Source organism: Huijunlia imazamoxiresistens, assembly GCF_037132455.1.
Lineage (GTDB): Bacteria > Bacteroidota > Bacteroidia > Chitinophagales > Chitinophagaceae > Flavisolibacter > Flavisolibacter imazamoxiresistens.
The window spans coordinates 43,105-59,506 of record NZ_JBBBEI010000030.1 but is presented as its reverse complement, the minus strand read 5'-3'; the positions used below and the strand labels follow the sequence as shown (position 1 = coordinate 59,506).

At 58.7% G+C, this 16,402-nt stretch carries 9 protein-coding genes; 2 read left to right on the top strand and 7 right to left on the bottom strand.

Features of this window, described 5'->3' with window-relative positions:
- Positions 1–359: 359 nt before the first annotated feature.
- The 7 genes from V9K67_RS23385 to V9K67_RS23355 form a co-directional block, all read right to left on the bottom strand.
- The gene (locus tag V9K67_RS23385; protein WP_336726861.1) at positions 360–1,055 is read right to left on the bottom strand and encodes a type 1 glutamine amidotransferase domain-containing protein; all 696 of its coding nucleotides are present in this window, start codon (positions 1,053–1,055) and stop codon (positions 360–362) included.
- A gap of 86 nt (positions 1,056–1,141) precedes the next feature.
- The gene (gene map, locus V9K67_RS23380; protein ID WP_336726860.1) at positions 1,142–1,906 is read right to left on the bottom strand and encodes a type I methionyl aminopeptidase; all 765 of its coding nucleotides are present in this window, start codon (positions 1,904–1,906) and stop codon (positions 1,142–1,144) included.
- 187 nt (positions 1,907–2,093) lie between these two features.
- Complete coding sequence (locus V9K67_RS23375; protein WP_336726858.1) at positions 2,094–3,035, bottom strand: helix-turn-helix domain-containing protein; 942 nt, start codon at positions 3,033–3,035, stop codon at positions 2,094–2,096.
- 11 nt (positions 3,036–3,046) lie between these two features.
- On the bottom strand, positions 3,047–4,279 hold the full coding sequence (locus V9K67_RS23370) for a PepSY-associated TM helix domain-containing protein (protein ID WP_336726856.1): 1,233 nt from the start codon (positions 4,277–4,279) through the stop codon (positions 3,047–3,049).
- Positions 4,280–4,490: 211 nt separating this feature from the next.
- A complete protein-coding gene (locus V9K67_RS23365) occupies positions 4,491–6,929 on the bottom strand; it encodes a TonB-dependent siderophore receptor (protein ID WP_336726854.1) in 2,439 nt (812 codons plus the stop codon).
- Positions 6,930–7,154: 225 nt separating this feature from the next.
- Positions 7,155–8,756, bottom strand: a complete 1,602-nt coding sequence (locus tag V9K67_RS23360) for a M56 family metallopeptidase (RefSeq protein WP_336726853.1) — start codon at positions 8,754–8,756, stop codon at positions 7,155–7,157.
- Between the two features lie 238 nt (positions 8,757–8,994).
- The gene (locus V9K67_RS23355; RefSeq protein WP_336726851.1) at positions 8,995–12,465 is read right to left on the bottom strand and encodes a UvrD-helicase domain-containing protein; all 3,471 of its coding nucleotides are present in this window, start codon (positions 12,463–12,465) and stop codon (positions 8,995–8,997) included.
- Between the two features lie 200 nt (positions 12,466–12,665).
- Between V9K67_RS23355 and V9K67_RS23350 the strand changes: the two genes are divergently transcribed.
- Positions 12,666–13,931, top strand: a complete 1,266-nt coding sequence (locus tag V9K67_RS23350; protein WP_336726849.1) for a PepSY-associated TM helix domain-containing protein — start codon at positions 12,666–12,668, stop codon at positions 13,929–13,931.
- A 51-nt stretch (positions 13,932–13,982) separates the two neighbouring features.
- Positions 13,983–16,304: a TonB-dependent receptor gene (locus V9K67_RS23345; protein ID WP_336726847.1), complete on the top strand. Its 2,322-nt coding sequence runs from the start codon at positions 13,983–13,985 to the stop codon at positions 16,302–16,304.
- The last annotated feature ends 98 nt before the right edge of the window (positions 16,305–16,402 follow it).

Genomic DNA, 16,402 nt, shown 5'->3' with positions numbered 1-16,402 from the left:
TTGTGAGGCTTTTTTACAGCCAATGCACACCTTAATCTATTGATAATTAACCTATTGGAATTTTCAGGGATTCCCTAGATACTGCTATAGAACATTAACGGTAAATTCTTCCCGCGGTCAGGCAGGGAAAGCTAACGTGACGGCAAAAGGATCATAAAACCGGTAACTAATCCGGCAGTATTTCGCCAGGGAAGCTTTGCGGGTTTCCCAGTTTTGCGGGAAGACGCTGAGTTCGCTGCAGGAACACGCGTTAGGTAGCGTAATCATAGTAGCTATATTAAAGTGTTAACAAAAGTGTTATACTTTGATTAGCTACAGCACAAGGAACCCGTCAAACGCACTTCATAAAATACTGATATTCAATATGATTCAAGCTGCCTTTCCAGCAGCGCCACCAGGCGGTGGGCCGCTTCTTCAGAGGAGGCCGGGTTCTGGCCGGTGATCAGCAGCCCGTCGGTAACGACGTAGGGCGCCCAGTCGTCTTTCTTGGAATAGGTGGCGCCTCTTTTCACCAACTCGTCCTCCACTAAAAAAGGCACCACCGTCGTGAGCCCTACCGCCGCTTCCTCGGTATTCGTAAAACCGGTCACTTCCTTTCCTTGGACAAAAGGCTCGCCCTGTGCGTTTTTTACATGCAGCAGTACCGCCGGCGCATGGCAGACCGCCGCTACGGGCTTATTGGCGGCCCAAAAATCTTCGATCAGCTTTTGCGATTGGGCGTCCGTGGCCAGGTCCCAGAGCGGCCCGTGCCCGCCGGGATAGAACAGGGCATCGTATTCCTCCGCCGATACCTCCGACAGCTTCCGGGTATGGGCCAGCTCCTCCTGGAGGGCTTTGTCCTCCGCAAAGCGGCGGGTGGCGGCCGTCTGGTTTCCGGGCTCTTCGCTTTTCGGGTCAATGGGCGGCTGCCCGCCTTTGGGCGAAGCCAGGGTCACCTGGGCGCCGGCATCCTTTAATGCGTAGTAAGGGGCGGCAAACTCTTCCAGCCAGAAGCCGGTTTTCTTACCCGTGCTGCCCAGCTCGCTGTGCGACGTCAATACGATCAGTACTTTCATATGTCCTGTTTAATTAAAAAGGAATACCGTAACAAGAACCAGACCGCAGCCCCCTTGACCTGCTTTCCGCGGTAGATCGCCGCTTATCAGTTCCAGATGTCATTCATCTCCGTTAGTATCAGGGGCTTGCCGCCGGTCACGACAATCGTATGTTCGTGCTGCGCCATAAATCCGCCTTTATCACCCACCATGGTCCAACCGTCGTGAAGGGTTTCCGCAAAGGTGGAAACGGTGGTGATAAAGGTTTCAATGGCAACGACCGAGTTCTTTTTAAATCTTGTACGGTTAAAGCGGTCCCGGTAATTGGCGATTTCGCCGGGCTCTTCGTGCAGGCTTCTGCCGATCCCGTGACCGGTCAGGTTCTGAACGACTTTGAAACCACGTCGCCGGGCTTCCGTTTCCATCAGGTGGCCTATGTCGGAAATTAGAACACCACCTTTAATGTTATGGATCGCCTGGTGCAAAATCTGTTTGGAAGCATCCACAAGTTCCTGGTGCCGGTGAAGGTCCTCCCCCAGCACAAAGGAGCCGCCATTATCCGAATAAAAGCCATCCAATTCGGCCGAAACGTCAATATTTACCAGGTCGCCTTCTTTCAGGATTTTGTTGCGGGACGGGACACCGTGGCAAAATTCCTGATTCACGCTGATGCAGGTACAGCCGGGGAAGCCATAGCTTACATATGGCGCCGACCGGGCGCCGAAATCCCGGAGGATCTTGGCACCATAGTCGTCTAATTGCTTGGTCGTCATTCCGGGTTGGGCATAGTTCCGCATTTCCTTCAACGTGCAGGCCACCGCCTCACTGGCTTTTTTCATCCCGGCTAGTTCCGCCTCATTGGTTATGGACATATTTGTTCTTATGGATTGGTTGTTTACAGGGGGCTTTCAACTGGCAACCACTGCGCCTTTCGCCTCCCGGCCAAAATTGGTTTTCAGTTTAAATATAGCACTTCCGCTAAACTTTCGCCCTCCCGGTGCAGCAGTCCTCCTGCCCCGCTATCCGCAACAACTCGTATACCCGCAAACTTGTAAATTGTTATCGCAGCAACAGTTCGCAAGGTTTGAGGCCGGTATGCTTTTTAAAGGCGGTGGAAAAATGCGAAATAGAGGAAAAGCCCAGCATATGGGCCACTTCGGTCACGCTCAGGCCTTTTTCGTACAGCAAATAGCGGGCATGCTCCATGCGGTGGTTCTGGAAAAACTCAAAGATGGTGGTGCCGAATAGTTCCTTAAACCCCTTTTTCAGATAACACTCGTTCATGGCCACCTTCCGGCTCAGCTCCTTGATGGTGATGGACGAGCCGAGCTGGCGCAGGAGGATCTCCCGGGCCTGCACCAGCTTTTCACGGTCTGCTGCGTCAGCCAGGAACTTACAGGTGAGGGTACGGATCTCCTGTTCCCCCCTGAGATAGTCCAGGCCGTACACCAGCAGCAGTTGCGCCTGGGCATGGACGAATAGATGCTCCTGCGTCCCCGAATAATCGTGGTCCATCAGGCGGTCCAGCACCAGGCGGGTCTTGTTGCAGAGGGGCAGCGACCTGCAAAGGCCGGCGGTATGGGTAAACGACAGCAGGCGGCCGGCGAGGGCCGAACTGCCGGCGGGCGGGGGCAGCAACTGCGAAAGGAAGGCGGCAGCGAATTCCAGGCCCAGCACGTCGATGCTGCCCGTTTTTTCGGAACAATTCACCTGCCCGTGGGCGGGGCACGGCCGGCCGCGGCCGCTGTACTGCCGGCAATCCACCTGGCCCGACACGGCATACTGCAGTTTCAAAAAATTCCCTTCCGGGCACGGGGCGTGAAAATGGTAGTTCAGCACCGCCCGGTCCTCGCCCAGCCAGTTGGCGGGCCGGACAAAGCGGCGCAGGGAATAGCCCACCGGGCCGGGGAATTCGCGGCCGGTTTCAAATACCAGCCCGCCCTCCAGTTCGGCCAGTTCCGCTGGTGAAAGGATGTCCCTCGTTTGCTGCACGGGTTCCATAGCTGCTGTGGTTAGGCCTGGGCGCCGGTTAAGGAGCCATAAGGTACCCGACGGGATGGGGTTCTTTTGGGTTTCTTTTTGCGTTTACCCCACCATACCAGGAAGCCGGTGACGGGCAGGCTGGCGCCGACCAGGGCGGCAAAAAAGGCCAGGATCTTGCCGGGCAGGCCCAGGATCGATCCTACGTGAATGTCGTAGTTCATGCGCCGCAGCTTTACGCCGGCCGAAGCCTTTTCATAAGGGGTGTCGTAGAGCGCGTTGGCGTGAATGGCCTTGCCGGTATGCTGGTCAAAGGCAAAGCTGCGGTTGTTATAATATTTGCCGGTGGTGGGATAAAGGGTGATGGAGATGGCAGAGGAAGGCTTGGCCGTATCCGGGAAGGAATAATAGAAGCCTTCCGCTTCGGGATGCTTGCCGATCACCTCGTTCCAGCAGCGGTCCATCAGGTTGCCGGCAGCCGCGTGTTTGCCCAACTGCAGCGAATCGGACTGGGGCCGCTGGTATTCCGGCAGGGACTGGCCGGTGGTCATCCAGAACAACCCCTTGCTGTACCATTTAATGCCGTACACCATCCCGGTCAGGGCAATGCACAGCAGGAACAGCAGGGCGTAAAAGCCGAAAACATTGTGCAGGTCGTAGTTCACCCGCTTGAAGGTCGCCTTCCATTTGACTTTAAAGCTCTGCTCCCGGGTAGCTTTGGTCCACTTGCGGGGCCACCAGAGCACCAGGCCGGTAAAGAGGAGGACCACGAAGACCAGGGTGCCGTAATTGACGATGGGGCGCCCGATATCGGGCGTCATCCACAGGAAGCGGTGGCCGTTGAGGATAAACCGAAAAAAGTCGGTCTCGCCCTTTTTGAATTCCTTTACGCGGAGAACTTTTCCCGAATAAGGGTGTATGCGCAGCACGGTATTGCCGCTGCGGCCTTCGCCCAGGGCCAGGTAAATGGCCTGCCCCTGCTGGTAGGTGGCGTAATTGGGCTTTTTACCCGGGAAGGCCGAATGGGCCACCTGTGCCAGTTGCGCCGGCGACACCACCGGCACGGGCTGGTACGGCACCCTGGTTTCGGGTTCCAGCAGCCCGGTGATCTCATCGTGGAATACCCAGATGCAGCCGGTCAGGCAAACCACCAGCATGATCAGGCCGGTGACCAGCCCCAGCCACAGGTGCAGCCAGGCGGAGATGCGGTAAAAAAGGCTTCGGTTGTGCTTCTTCTCTTTGCGTACGGTGGGGGCAGTGCTCATTCGGGTTTTATTGAAAATGCGGTCCGCTCTGCAAAACAGCAGGCCTGAACGAAAGCAGCAAAGCTATTGCTGACCTTAGGCGGCGGGGTTACGGGATCGGAAAGAATAGTTTACAAAAAAGGAAATCATTGGCGCCCGGCACGGTACCGCCACAAATGCCTTTGCCCGCCCCCGGTGGCGGGCAGGCGGGCAAAGGTTTTTGGAAAAAAACTTAAAACCGGTAGCCAACGCTCATCCGGAAATTCCGGCGGGCTTCCACGATATAGCTGTAAAAGCCGGTGGGATCAGTAGCCGGTTTGGTATCCAGGGAGGCGGCGGTCAGCAGCTTGCGGTTGTCCAGCAGGTTGTTCACCAGCAGCGACAGGTGCACGCGTCCCTTGCTGTAATTCAGGCCGGCATCGGTGCGGAAGTAGTTCGGGATATTGGGCGTGGTGGTGGTGCCCACGTGGCGGTCGGCCAGCCACTGGAAGCCGGCGGAAGGACCGAAACCTTCCAGCAATCCTTTGGGAATGCGGTACTGCAGCCAGCCGTTGGTCACGTGCCTGGCGGTATTGGGCGTCACGTTGCCCACGGTTTTCACCGGCGTTGCGGTGGGCAGCGGGTTCAGCACCTCTTTGGTAATGCGGGAATCGGTATAGGCGTAGTTGAGGGTTACGTTCAGGCCGGGCACCACTTCGCCGGTCACATCCACCTCTACCCCTTCGGTCCTGGTCTCTCCCAGTTGCACCTGGGCCATGGAGCCGTTGCCCAGCACGTGGGTGGGATCGGGGTCGTTGGTCAAAGTATTTTCGCGCAAAATGCGGTAAACGGTCAGGCTGCTCATCCACTTGCCCTTCATCCATTCTTTCTTGATACCGGCTTCCAGGTCCTTGCCGCGAACGGGAACAAAGGCATTGCCAAAATAGTCGGTACCCGACTGCGGCACAAACGACTCGTCGCGCAGCACATATACGCTGGTGCCCTTGTTGATGGAAAAACTCAGGCCGATGCGCGGCGTGAACACTTCGTCGGCGATGCCGGCAGCGGCGGTCTTGCCCACCGTTTCGGAATGGGTGAACCGGCCGGCCAGGGACAGGCGCAGCTTATCGGCAAAGAAGCCCAGCTCGTCCTGCAGGTAGACCGAGCCATAGCTGGTTACGGTGGCATAAACGGTGGAGCCGGCCCGGGTCTTCACGTCCACCGAACGGTCGATCTTCGGCAGGGAGTCGAAGGGAATGCCGTAAACCGGGTTGTATACGTTGAACAGCTTGTTTCCCGGCAGGCGTACATTATTTTTCAGGGTGCGGAAGTCGCCCCAGAATTTCTTGTTGCCCATGTCCAGGCCGCCCAGGATGGTGTGGGAAATGGAACCGGTTTTTTCTTTTCCCGAGAAGGAGGCTTGGCCAAAGCGGTTCTGGCCGGCTTCGTCGCCGATGCTGACGTAGCGTTCCGCGTCGCCGTTGGCCCAGACCCTACTGAACCAGGTGCTGTTGGCCACCATGCTGAAATCAAAGTAGGCCACCTGGGCATGCAGCTGCCAGTTGTCGTTGATCTTGTGGTCGAGGTAGGCATACACGCTGTGGTCGCGCAGCTGGCCGGGGGTCAGGGAAGGGTCGCCATAGAAAAAGTCGTTGCGGACACTGTCGTCGAGCAGGCCCTTCTTACTGAACTGGTAGTTGCCGTTGGCCAGGTAGCTGCTGCCCTGGAAGGTGTATTCCAGCATCACGGAGGTGCGGTCGTCCACCAGGTATTTCACTACAGGCGCCACCATAAAGCGGTTGCTGTAGTTGTACTTCGTATAAAAATCCTTCAGCTGGCCGGCGGTATTGAGGCGGTACAGCAGCTTACCGTCCTTGCTCAGTTTGCCGTCGAAGTCCAGGGCGGCCCGGTAGGTGCTGAACGAGCCCATGCTCATGGTGGCCGAGCCCCTGGTCTGGCCGGTGGGCTTTTTGGTCACCACGTTGTAGAAGCCGCCGGGTTCGCCGTTAGCGAGCATAAAGCCGGCGGGGCCTTTGACGAATTCGATGCGTTCAATCATGGAAGCGTCTTCGGCCGTGGGGCCCCAGGAGGCTTCGATGTTCATGCCGTTGCGGAAGGCGGGGATCTTGGAGCCCCGCATGCGGATGTTGGCGTACTGGTTGTCCCAGTGGCCCTGGCGGGTGGCGCCGCTGACGTTGCGGGTGATGCCGTCGACGATGTCGTACACCTGCTGGTCGGCCAGTTGCTGGGCCTGCACCACCTGTATATTCTGGGGCACGTTGATCAGGGGCGTCTGCAGGCGCAGCGAGCCGGACACCTGGTCGGCCTTGTAGCGGTTGCGGCCACTGCGGATGTTCACTTCCTCCAGCTGCTGCACCGAAGCCGCCAGTTGGATGGAAACCTTCGTGATCTGGTCTTCGGTGACGGTCACCTCCTGCTCCCGGGGCTCGTGGCCCACCAGGGAGGCCTGCAGGATGTAGGTGCCGGGCTGCAGCTTGCGCAGCACGAAGGCGCCGCGGGCATCGGTGAGGGTGCCCTTGTTTTTGTTTTTCAGCTGGATGCTGACATCCGGGGCCGGCTGGCCGTCGGAGGTCACCACCTGGCCTTTGATGCCGGACAGGAGCGCCTGGGCCGCCGCCGGCAGGCTGAAGAGAATACTAACGATCAGGAACAGGGGAAAAAATTTTCTCATCATATCGGGATTTGAATACAGGGATTTAAGGATACCCATAAAAAGGATGGGTGCGCCGCAAAGGTCATCTGCAAGAGGGCGCCCCTGTTTTCAAAATCGGTAAATAGAGTTTTCAAAAAAGGAAAATCAAACGTTGAGGAACAAGAATTTCCGCATAATGAAAAAAGGTTTTCCCGATTGGGAAAACCTTTTTCAATAAGGGCGGCAGCTACCTGCCACTCCCCTTTATTTTACCGTAAAAGTTATGGCCAGTGTTTTATAGGCATTCACTGCATGGCCGTTTTGCCGGGCAGGCACCCACCCGCGGCTGCCGTGGACCACTCTTAAGGCCTCCTGCTCCATGCCGTACCCATGCTGCGTGAGGGCCTGCACGTCGGAAAGGTTGCCGGTACGGTCTACAACGATCCGCACCTCGGTGGTATACCGGCCCCGGGGCGCATCATGGGAAGTGGGAATGTCCGTATTCAAGGTACGCCGTACATACCGCTGCCAGGCCTGCTCGCCTCCCTTGAACTGCGGGTCCACTTCCGCTTTCGTAAAAACGATATGTTCCGGGTCTGATCTTCGCCGGGCCGAGCCCTCCAGGACTTCCTTATAAAAGGAGCGCATCGGGATATCGTAAACCTTAGCGTCCTCAAAAACAAGAACGCCTCTTTTCGCCTCCTGTCCATACAACTTCAGGGCGTCAGGATGTCCTTCCGTATAGAAATGCACCTCCCGGGCAATAATAGTTTTCTGCTCCAGTACAGAAGGCCCCATCCGCCGGCCATTGACCACAAACAGCGCCCTGGTGGCATTGAGCTTTGTTTCTGCGGCAGGCTGATGATGGACCAGGCTGTCGGCTTCTAAAATTATTCCCTGCCGGGTATCATGGTAGGAATGTCCGCGCTGAAAAGGCCGGGGCAGCGTATCCGTTCCCAATGAGTAGCCCACTGCCGGACTTTCTGTTACTCTTACAGCAAACGAGGCAATGGTTAGGGCCAGCACGGGCAACACCAGGATACGGCTAAAATAACGGGGGCGGGCAGGTTGGTTGGTTGTCAGCATAGCGAGTCGTCGTTTTATGGAAGATTGAAAAAATGGGGTGGCCAGTTCAGGAAAAGCACCCGGGTACGCCGCCTGCAGGATCATGGCGGCCAGGGCCGGGGCACCGCCGGCGCCCACCGCTTTGCGGTCGGCCAGGAACTCGTGCAGGTCGCCCAGCTCCTTGCGCATGAGCCAGAAAACCGGGTTGCACCAGAAAACAATAAGCAGGGTCTGCATCCACAGCTTGTCCAGCGAATGCCGCTCCTGTACATGCACCAGCTCATGCTGCAGGATCTGCCGGCCGGTTTCATGCTCCGGGTCCAGGGCGGGGTTCCAAAAGATGTACCGCAGCCAGGAAAAGGGCGTACCCGGTGCATGGGTATAAACCAGTTTCAGATGTCCTGCCCGGTGCAGCGTTCCGTTGCGGAGGATCTGCCGGATCCGAAGCAGCGAGCGCAGGAAAAAGAAGGCCAGGACCGCACCTACCCCACCGTACAGCAGCCCCGCTACCGATTCGAACGATACTTCCTGAACATTTGCGGGGGCTATCATTTCGGCCGTATAGTTATCGGCTGCGGTAACCACCTGCAGCACCTGCACCGGGCGGGAAGGGCTGTCGTCCTGCAAATGGCCAACCGGAATTTCGATAAAAGGAATCAGCACGGACAGCAAGGTGGCAGCCAGCAAATAAAAACGGTTCCAGCGGTGAAAGCCCCTGTTGCGCAGGGCGGCAACATAATAGAGATACAGGGCCCCGGAGCAGGCGATGACCTTCAACAAATAAATGGCAAACGGCAGCATGGTTTCTTATTTTCAGTGGTTGCAGAAGGGCTTCCCCAGCAGGTGCAGCAGTTGCAACCCGGCCCAGGAAAGCGTTTTTTTCGGAAATAATTTCCAAATAAAACTAAAACTAAAAACCTAGTTTAACAACTAAATTTTTAGTTTTCCGGGAAAAATAATTGGAGGGGAAGACAGTCCGGGGAACACTTTTACCTTTAACAGACCTCCAGGTGCGCCCGCAGATGCAATGAAATTTTCGTTACACCAGCCCGCTCTCTGCAGGTTCCGGGGTCAGCAGGTTTACGGAAGCATCAACAGGCAGGGAGGACCCTTCCTTCAGGGCGGTGGGCACCTTTCCTTCCAGGATATCCTGAAGGCGCTGCAGCTGCGCCACCGTGGGCCGGCAGGTGTAAATGCCGGTATCGCCTTCCCGGCGTACCCCCCGTATGAATAAATAGACGACACCCCCGAAATCCCGTTCGTAATCGAACCCGGGCAGCCGGCTTTCCAGGTATTTGGCGGCGGCCAGCGTGTACAGCAGGTATTGCAGGTGGTAGTTGTTTTCGTTCATCACCGCCAGCAACTGTTCGCGGCCGTAGGCCTCCAGCGTGTCGCCCAAATAATTGGATTTCCAGTCGAGGATAAAGTATTTGCCCTTACACTCGAAGAACAGGTCCATTTTCCCGTTCATGATGCCCTCCAGCAGGGGCAGCCGCTTCACGGCTACCTGGATGACGCCGTCGGACAACAGGTGCAGCAGCTGTGGCTGGAACAGGGGCACGGGAAAATCGAACTCAAACTCGTGGAGGCGCTTGTGAAAATCCACCTGGGCCAACTGGAACGACTCCCCTCCCACCTGTATGGTGGCGTTCAGCACCTGCGCCAGCAACTCCTGCAACAGTGGCAGGTAGCGTTCTTCCTGGCGGGGCGCAAAGCGCAGGAGGGCTTCCTTCACCACCGTTTCCCAGCGGCTATTGTCGGCAAAATGCACCTGCTCGAACAGGTAGTGCAGCAGGTTGCCTGTCTGGCTGCCCTTGGCCAGCTGGTGGAATACGAAGTCGTCGTAGGCCCCGGGGGCCTCGGCGCCCCGCCCCTTCGGGCTGGACTCGTGGGCCGCCGCCAGGCCGGTATAGCTCATGCGGCGCCACATGTGCTGCACCAGCCCGAACCGCACCGGGCCCGCCGCGGCGGTGGGTTGCGCCCGTTCTTCCGCCCCCCAGGCATAACCTTCGGGTACCGCAGGCGGCGCCGCCAGGGCGATCAGGCCCTGCCCGGTCCCGGCCAGGGCGGCCAGGAAGGGCACCAGGGTGGATTTTTTGACGAACTCGTTGCGGAAAACATAGCACTGGCGGGCCGCCCGCGTCAGGGCCACGTACAGCAGGCGGCGGTTCTCCTGCTCGGTCTGCGTCTGCAGCCACTCCTGCTGCTCCGGCGTCAGCACGTCCTTGTGGGCAGCAATGTATTCGCCGGTTTCGGGGTGACGGAAGCTGCAGTGGCGGATCCTTGGCTTGTCGATGACGAAGTCCAGGAAAGGCGCCAGCACGATGTTGTATTCCAGCCCCTTGCTTTTGTGGATGGTGACGATCTTGATGGCCTCCTCGTCGCTTTCCACCCGCTGCTCGTACTCGTCGCCCTCGGTTTCCATGCCTTCGATACCCCGCTTCAGCCAGCCCAGGAGCTCCAGGGGCGATAATTTTTTGTAGGTCTGCACCTTGTGCACCAGCTCGATCAGCTGGAACAGGTTGGTGATGATGCGCTCGCCGCCTTCGGTGGAGGGTTGCAGCAGCACCTGCCGCACCCGGTAGCCCGCCACGAAATCCATCAGGGCGGTGTATACGCCGTCTTCGTCCCAGGTATTTTTATACTGCTTGAAATGCAGCACCGCCTGCTCGTCGTTCAGCGCCCGGATGTCGGCGGCGGTAAAGCCCGTAAAAGGCGACAGCAGCGCCCGGTTGATATGGGCCGGCGTGGGGTCTTCCATGGCCTTCAGCAGGTACAGCAGGTACACGGCCTCTTCGGATTGCAGCACCTTGTCGTCGGCGATGGTCACCGCCGGGATGCCGCGGGCCGCCAGGGCGGCCTTGATGTCGCGGCCCTCGCCGTTGGAGCGCACGAGGATGCCGATATCGGCCGGGCCAACCCTGCGGCCCCCGGCGCCCAGGGTGTAGCCTTCCGACAGCAGGGCCACCACCTGCCCGGCCACGCCGGCGCAGATGGCATTTTTATTCGGCAGCGGGAAGAACGTCAACGGCGTGCAGGCCTCGCCGTCGAGAAATAAGGGTTCCTTGCCCCTCCCTTCGGGCGCCTGCACGGGGATGTAGGCAATAGCCTGGCCCGACCCGGAAAAATGGAAGGTATCGAAACCGTCCGTGGGCAGGAAAAAGGCGTTCATGGCCGCGATGAAGGCGGGTGAGGACCGGAAGTTGTGGTTCATGCCGTAGACGTTGTCCACGGTTTCGCGGGCCTTGAAGTAGGTAAAAATGTCGGCCTTGCGCCAGGCGTAGATCGACTGCTTGGGGTCGCCGATGTAAAACAGCACGGGCCCTTTGCCAAAAGCTTTGTCGAAAATGTCGTACTGGAGGCGGTCGGTATCCTGGAATTCGTCGATGAACACGGCCCGGTATTTCCCCTGCAGGGCGGCGACCAGGCGGTCGTTGCTCCCGCCTACCAGGGAGGCGTGCAGGTTTTTGATCATGTCGTCGAAGGACTGCAGGTTGTTGCGGTGCTTGTAGGCTTCCAGTCCCTCGGCCACCTGGCGGATGGCCCGGCAGTAGAGGTGGTCCATGATCCGCCGTACCAGGGCATTGCGCTCCCGCAGCACGTCGTCGCAGGCATCGTGCCGCTCCAGCAGGTCGGGGTACAGCTTCTGCACGTAGCCGGAGCCCCGGCTTTTGACCAGCTGGGCCAAAAAATCCTGCGGCCGGTCCACCAGGGGCAGGAGGCTTTTCTTCGCGTAGCGGTCGGCGGCGGAGATTTTTTCCAGCTCGTCGCGGTGGTCGCGGAGGTGCTGCTCGAGGCAGGCCCGCAGTTCGGCTTCCTTTTCCTGCAGCTCGACGAGCTCCTGTATCCACGCCTGGTGGTCTTCCTCGCAGGCGGTATAAGGCTCGTTCTCATCGAAGTGGATGAATTTCTTGCCGTCGAGGTGTTCTTTGACGATGGCGGTCAGGCCGGCCTGCGACAGCTCGCCGGCGATCAGGGGGGCCAGCAGCGCCACGGGCAGGGTGGTGATCTCCCGGCGCCAGAATTTGTTGATCTCCTCGGCCAGCACGGTGGCGGGGTCCTTGAGGGTTTCGGCACCAAAGACCTGGCCCGTTTCAAAGGCGAATTCGGCCAGCGTCTGCTGGCAGAAGGAGTGGATGGTGAGCACGGAGGTCTCGTCGAGGAAGAGCAGCGCCTCCTTCAGCACGCCCTGCACCTTGCTTTCGCCCTGTTTTTCGATAGCCTCTTCCACTAAGGACTTTATAGTGCCATCGAAGATGGCTTCGCCCCGGCTGGCCTTGTAGGCGCTGCGCAAAAACCGCCGGATGCGGTCTTCCAGCTCGGCCACGGCAGCCTTGGTGAAGGTCACCATCAGGATGTCCTTGACCGGCAGGCCTTCCTCAAGCACCAGCCGCAGCACCAGGATGGCGATGGAATAGGTCTTGCCCGTACCGGCGGACGCTTCAATGAGGTTGCTGCCCCGGAGGGGGACGGTGGTGGCGTTGAAAGGCTGATAGGCGGGTGCCGTCATGTAGCGGGGATTATTGGACGGCAAGTTAAGAAGGGTTGGGGGTTTGCCGCACCGGGGTGGAAAAGTTTCGAACGGCAGGGCCGCCCACGCCTTAAAAAGGCCGGAACGGCCTGAATTTTCACATTTCGGAAATTTCTTTTCCGGATTTCGCAAATAGCTCAGTTTTCGATGGGGCAACTTGCGCCCTGAAACTTTTCCGCATGCGTCCCACATCCGCTGAACCGCCCATTGCTCCGCCTTCACCACCGCCCCCGGGCGCCCCTACCCGCACCCCCGGTCGGGCCAAAGGACCGGTAAAGGGCAACGGAAAAAAGGCCCTGTTTGCCAAACAGGGCCCCCTCGGCCGGCTGGCGGCCGTGCTGCACCTGTGGGGCGGACTGGCCTCCGGCCTGGTGATCCTGATCGTGGCCCTGACGGGCGCCCTCTATGCCTTCCAGCCCGAGCTGACCGAGGCCTTCCAGCCCTACCTGCACGTGGAGCAAAGGAACGCCTCCTTTTTGCCGGTCTCCTCCCTGAAGTCCCTCGCCGAAAAGGAGCTGCCGGGAAAAAAGGTGAGCCGCATCTCCTATGCGGGAGCGGACCATTCCGTGGCCGTCAGCTTTAACAACAAGAAGAAAGGGTATAATTATAATGTGTACCTCGACCCGTATACCGGCACCGTGCTGAAGGTGAAGGATATGGACCGGGATTTTTTCCGCCAGGTGCTGCACGGTCATATGCACCTTTGGCTGCCCGATCCTGTCGGCAAGACCATCGTCATCTGGGCCACCCTCCTCTTCGGCCTCATCATCATTACCGGCATCATAATGTGGTGGCCGCAGAAATGGTCGAAAGCCACCCGCAGACAAAGCTTTTCGGTCAAATGGGATGCTTCGCCCAAACGCCTGAACTACGACCTGCACAATGTATTCGGCTTCTATGCTTCCTGGATCATGATCTTCGTGGTCCTGACCGGCCTGGTCTGGGGCTTTGAAGCGGTAAGGGATGCGGAATACAGCCTGTTCAGCGGCGGAAAATCTTTTCCGGAAGCCGCTAAACTCAACGTGAAAAAGCCGGAAGCGGCGTTGGCCGCCGGCCGGCCGCTGGATGCCGTCGAGGCGCAGGTCCGGGGCCGCTACGCCTCCTCCGCCCGCATCCAATACCTGCTGCCGGCAGCGGACGACGCTCCCCTCACGGTCCGGATCTTCCCGGAGCAAAAGCGGCATTTCAATGCCGACTACCTGACGTTTAACCCCTATACGGCCGCCGAAATCCCCGACGGCGCCCGCGGCAAATATGCCGATGCCAACGGCGGGGAAAAAGCCAACCGCCTGAACTACGACATCCATACCGGCGGCATCGGGGGACTTCCCCTGCGACTGGTGGTCTTCCTGGCCGCCCTGGTAACAGCCTCCCTGCCGGTGACCGGCTTTTACATCTGGTGGGGCAAACGCAAAAAACAACAGAAGCCTTCCCTAAAAAAATAGATAACCTTTTACCCCGCCTCCCTCCCGGGCTGCGGCTCAATGTTACTGATTATGACCCGATACGTATTGTCCGTTTTGATTTGCCTTTCCGGAACCCTCATCGCCACCGCCCAGCAAACCGGTTCGCTGAAGGGTACCGTGAAAAACGAAAAAGGGGAACCTGTTCCGCATGCGTCCGTCCTGGTGGCCAATGGCCCCGGCACGGTCACCGACGCGGAGGGCCGCTTTTCGCTACCGGCCCTGCCGGCAGGCAAACAAAAGATCACCGTCAGCTCGGCAGGTCTTTCCGCCCGTACCCTCCCCGTGACCATCCAGGAGGCTAAAGAGGCGACCCTGCTGGTGGCCCTGGACGAAGGGGCTTTACTGGATGCCGTGGTAGTGACCGCCGGCCGTAAGGAAGAAAGCATCCGGGACGTTCCGTCCTCCGTTACCCTCCTGAATGCCAAACAGATCCAGGAGCAGGCCGCCATCAATTCCTCCATTACCTCCATTTTAGGAAATACCGTCCCGGGCCTGGGCACTTTTACCAACAAGGCCACCAATGCCGGGCAAACCCTCCGGGGCCGCTCCGTGCTGGTGCTGATCGACGGCATCCCGCAATCCACACCCCTGATGAACGGCAGCCGGGATCTCCGATCCATTGATCCGGCTGTGATCGAACGGGTGGAAGTGATCAAGGGCGCCACCTCCATTTACGGCAACGGCTCGGGCGGCGGCATCATCAACCTCATTACCAAAAAGCCCGTGGCCGGAAAGAAGATCGGCGGCGAGACCAAGGTGGGCGTGGACGGCAACCTGCTGCATACCAACCACACCGTGGGCTACCGCCTGTCGCAAACCCTGCACGGCACCGTGAACCGGCTGTCCTATGTGCTGAGCGGCGTGTACCAGCAAACCAGGGTCCAGAAGGATGCCGACGGCAACGTGATCGCCCAGGCCGACGGCCTTAGCGAAACGCGGCTGTTCAACGGCTTTGGCAAGATCGGCTACCAGATTTCCGACAACCAGCAGGTGGAACTTTCCTACAATATCTTCCAGAGCCGCCAGCATGCGACCTATATCAATAAAGCCGGCGTGTTCGGACGTTCACCGGCGGTAGGTGTCAAAGGCGTGGACCCCGGCGAACCGGCCGGCACCCCGCACAGCCACAACCTGTATCTCAGCTACCGCGTAAAAGACCTGCCGGCCAGCAGCAACCTCGAGCTGGTGCTGTACGACCACCGGTTCCAGTCGCTGAACCGCTACGTGGAAAAATCCACCGCCTGGTACGGGCCGGGACAAACCTATATCCAGTCGTACAAAAAGGGCGTCCGCGCCAACCTGAGCACCCCTTGGAAAGGAAGCGGAATCTCCGGCGACGTCACCTATGGCTTCGACCTGCTGAAGGACCGCACCAACCAGGTGCTGACCGACGGCCGGGTGTATATCCCGGACATGGACATGCTGAACATGGCGCCTTTTGCCCAGGTAAAGGCCGACTTCCACCAGCTGGTGCTCAAAGGTGGCATCCGCTACGAAAATGCCGGCATCCGGGTAAAGGACTTCAGTACCATTGCCAAAGGGCCCAATGGCGAAGGCAGCATACCGGTCAAAGGGGGAAAGCTTTCCTATAATGCGACCATGTTCAACGTAGGCGCCCGCTACAACCGCTGGCATGTGTTCAGCCCGTTTGTGAGCTTTTCCCAGGCGTTCGGCCTGAACGAGCTGGGCCGGATGCTGCGTACCGCCGCCGAGGATACGCTGGAAAAGATCCCGACCGACCCGGTGATCACCAACAACTACGAAGGGGGCTTCAGCAGCCAGCTGGGCCCGGTCAGCCTGACGGCGGCCTACTTTGTCAGCACCTCCAAACTGGGTGCGAACCTGGTGGAGCAGAACGGGATTTTTGTGACCCAGCGCGAACCGGAGCGGATCTATGGCTACGAGGTGTCGGCGGAAGTCCGTCTGCGCCACAATATGAAAGCGGGCGGCAGCTATTCCTTCGTGGAAGGCAAATCGAAAGATGCTTCCGGGAAAGAGTCCTACCTGATCGGCGAACGGATTGCACCGGCCAAGGCTACGGCTTTTGTGAATTACCAGCCCGTTACCGCGGTAAACCTGCAGCTGTCCGCACTTTATACCGGCAGCCGCGACCGCTTCGCTCCCCGCAGCAACGGGGCGTATGGCTTAAGTGAAGCCCCGGTACGGCCCGCCACCTATTTTAATTTCAACGCCGGGTATACGATGAATAAATCCTTCAGCCTGGCCCTGGGCATTGAAAACCTGTTCAACCAGGCTTATTATCCGCCCCGCAGCCAGTACCGGGCGCAGGCGCTGGAATACGTCCGCGGCAATGGCGCCCGCCTGAACCTGAATTTCGGTTACCGGTTCTGATAGCGGTTCCTTTAGTATGGAAGTAGTTAAAGCGAACAGGCAAGTGCATGCACCTGCCTGTTCGCTTTTTCCCGTTTTACCGGGCGCCGGAGGTAGTC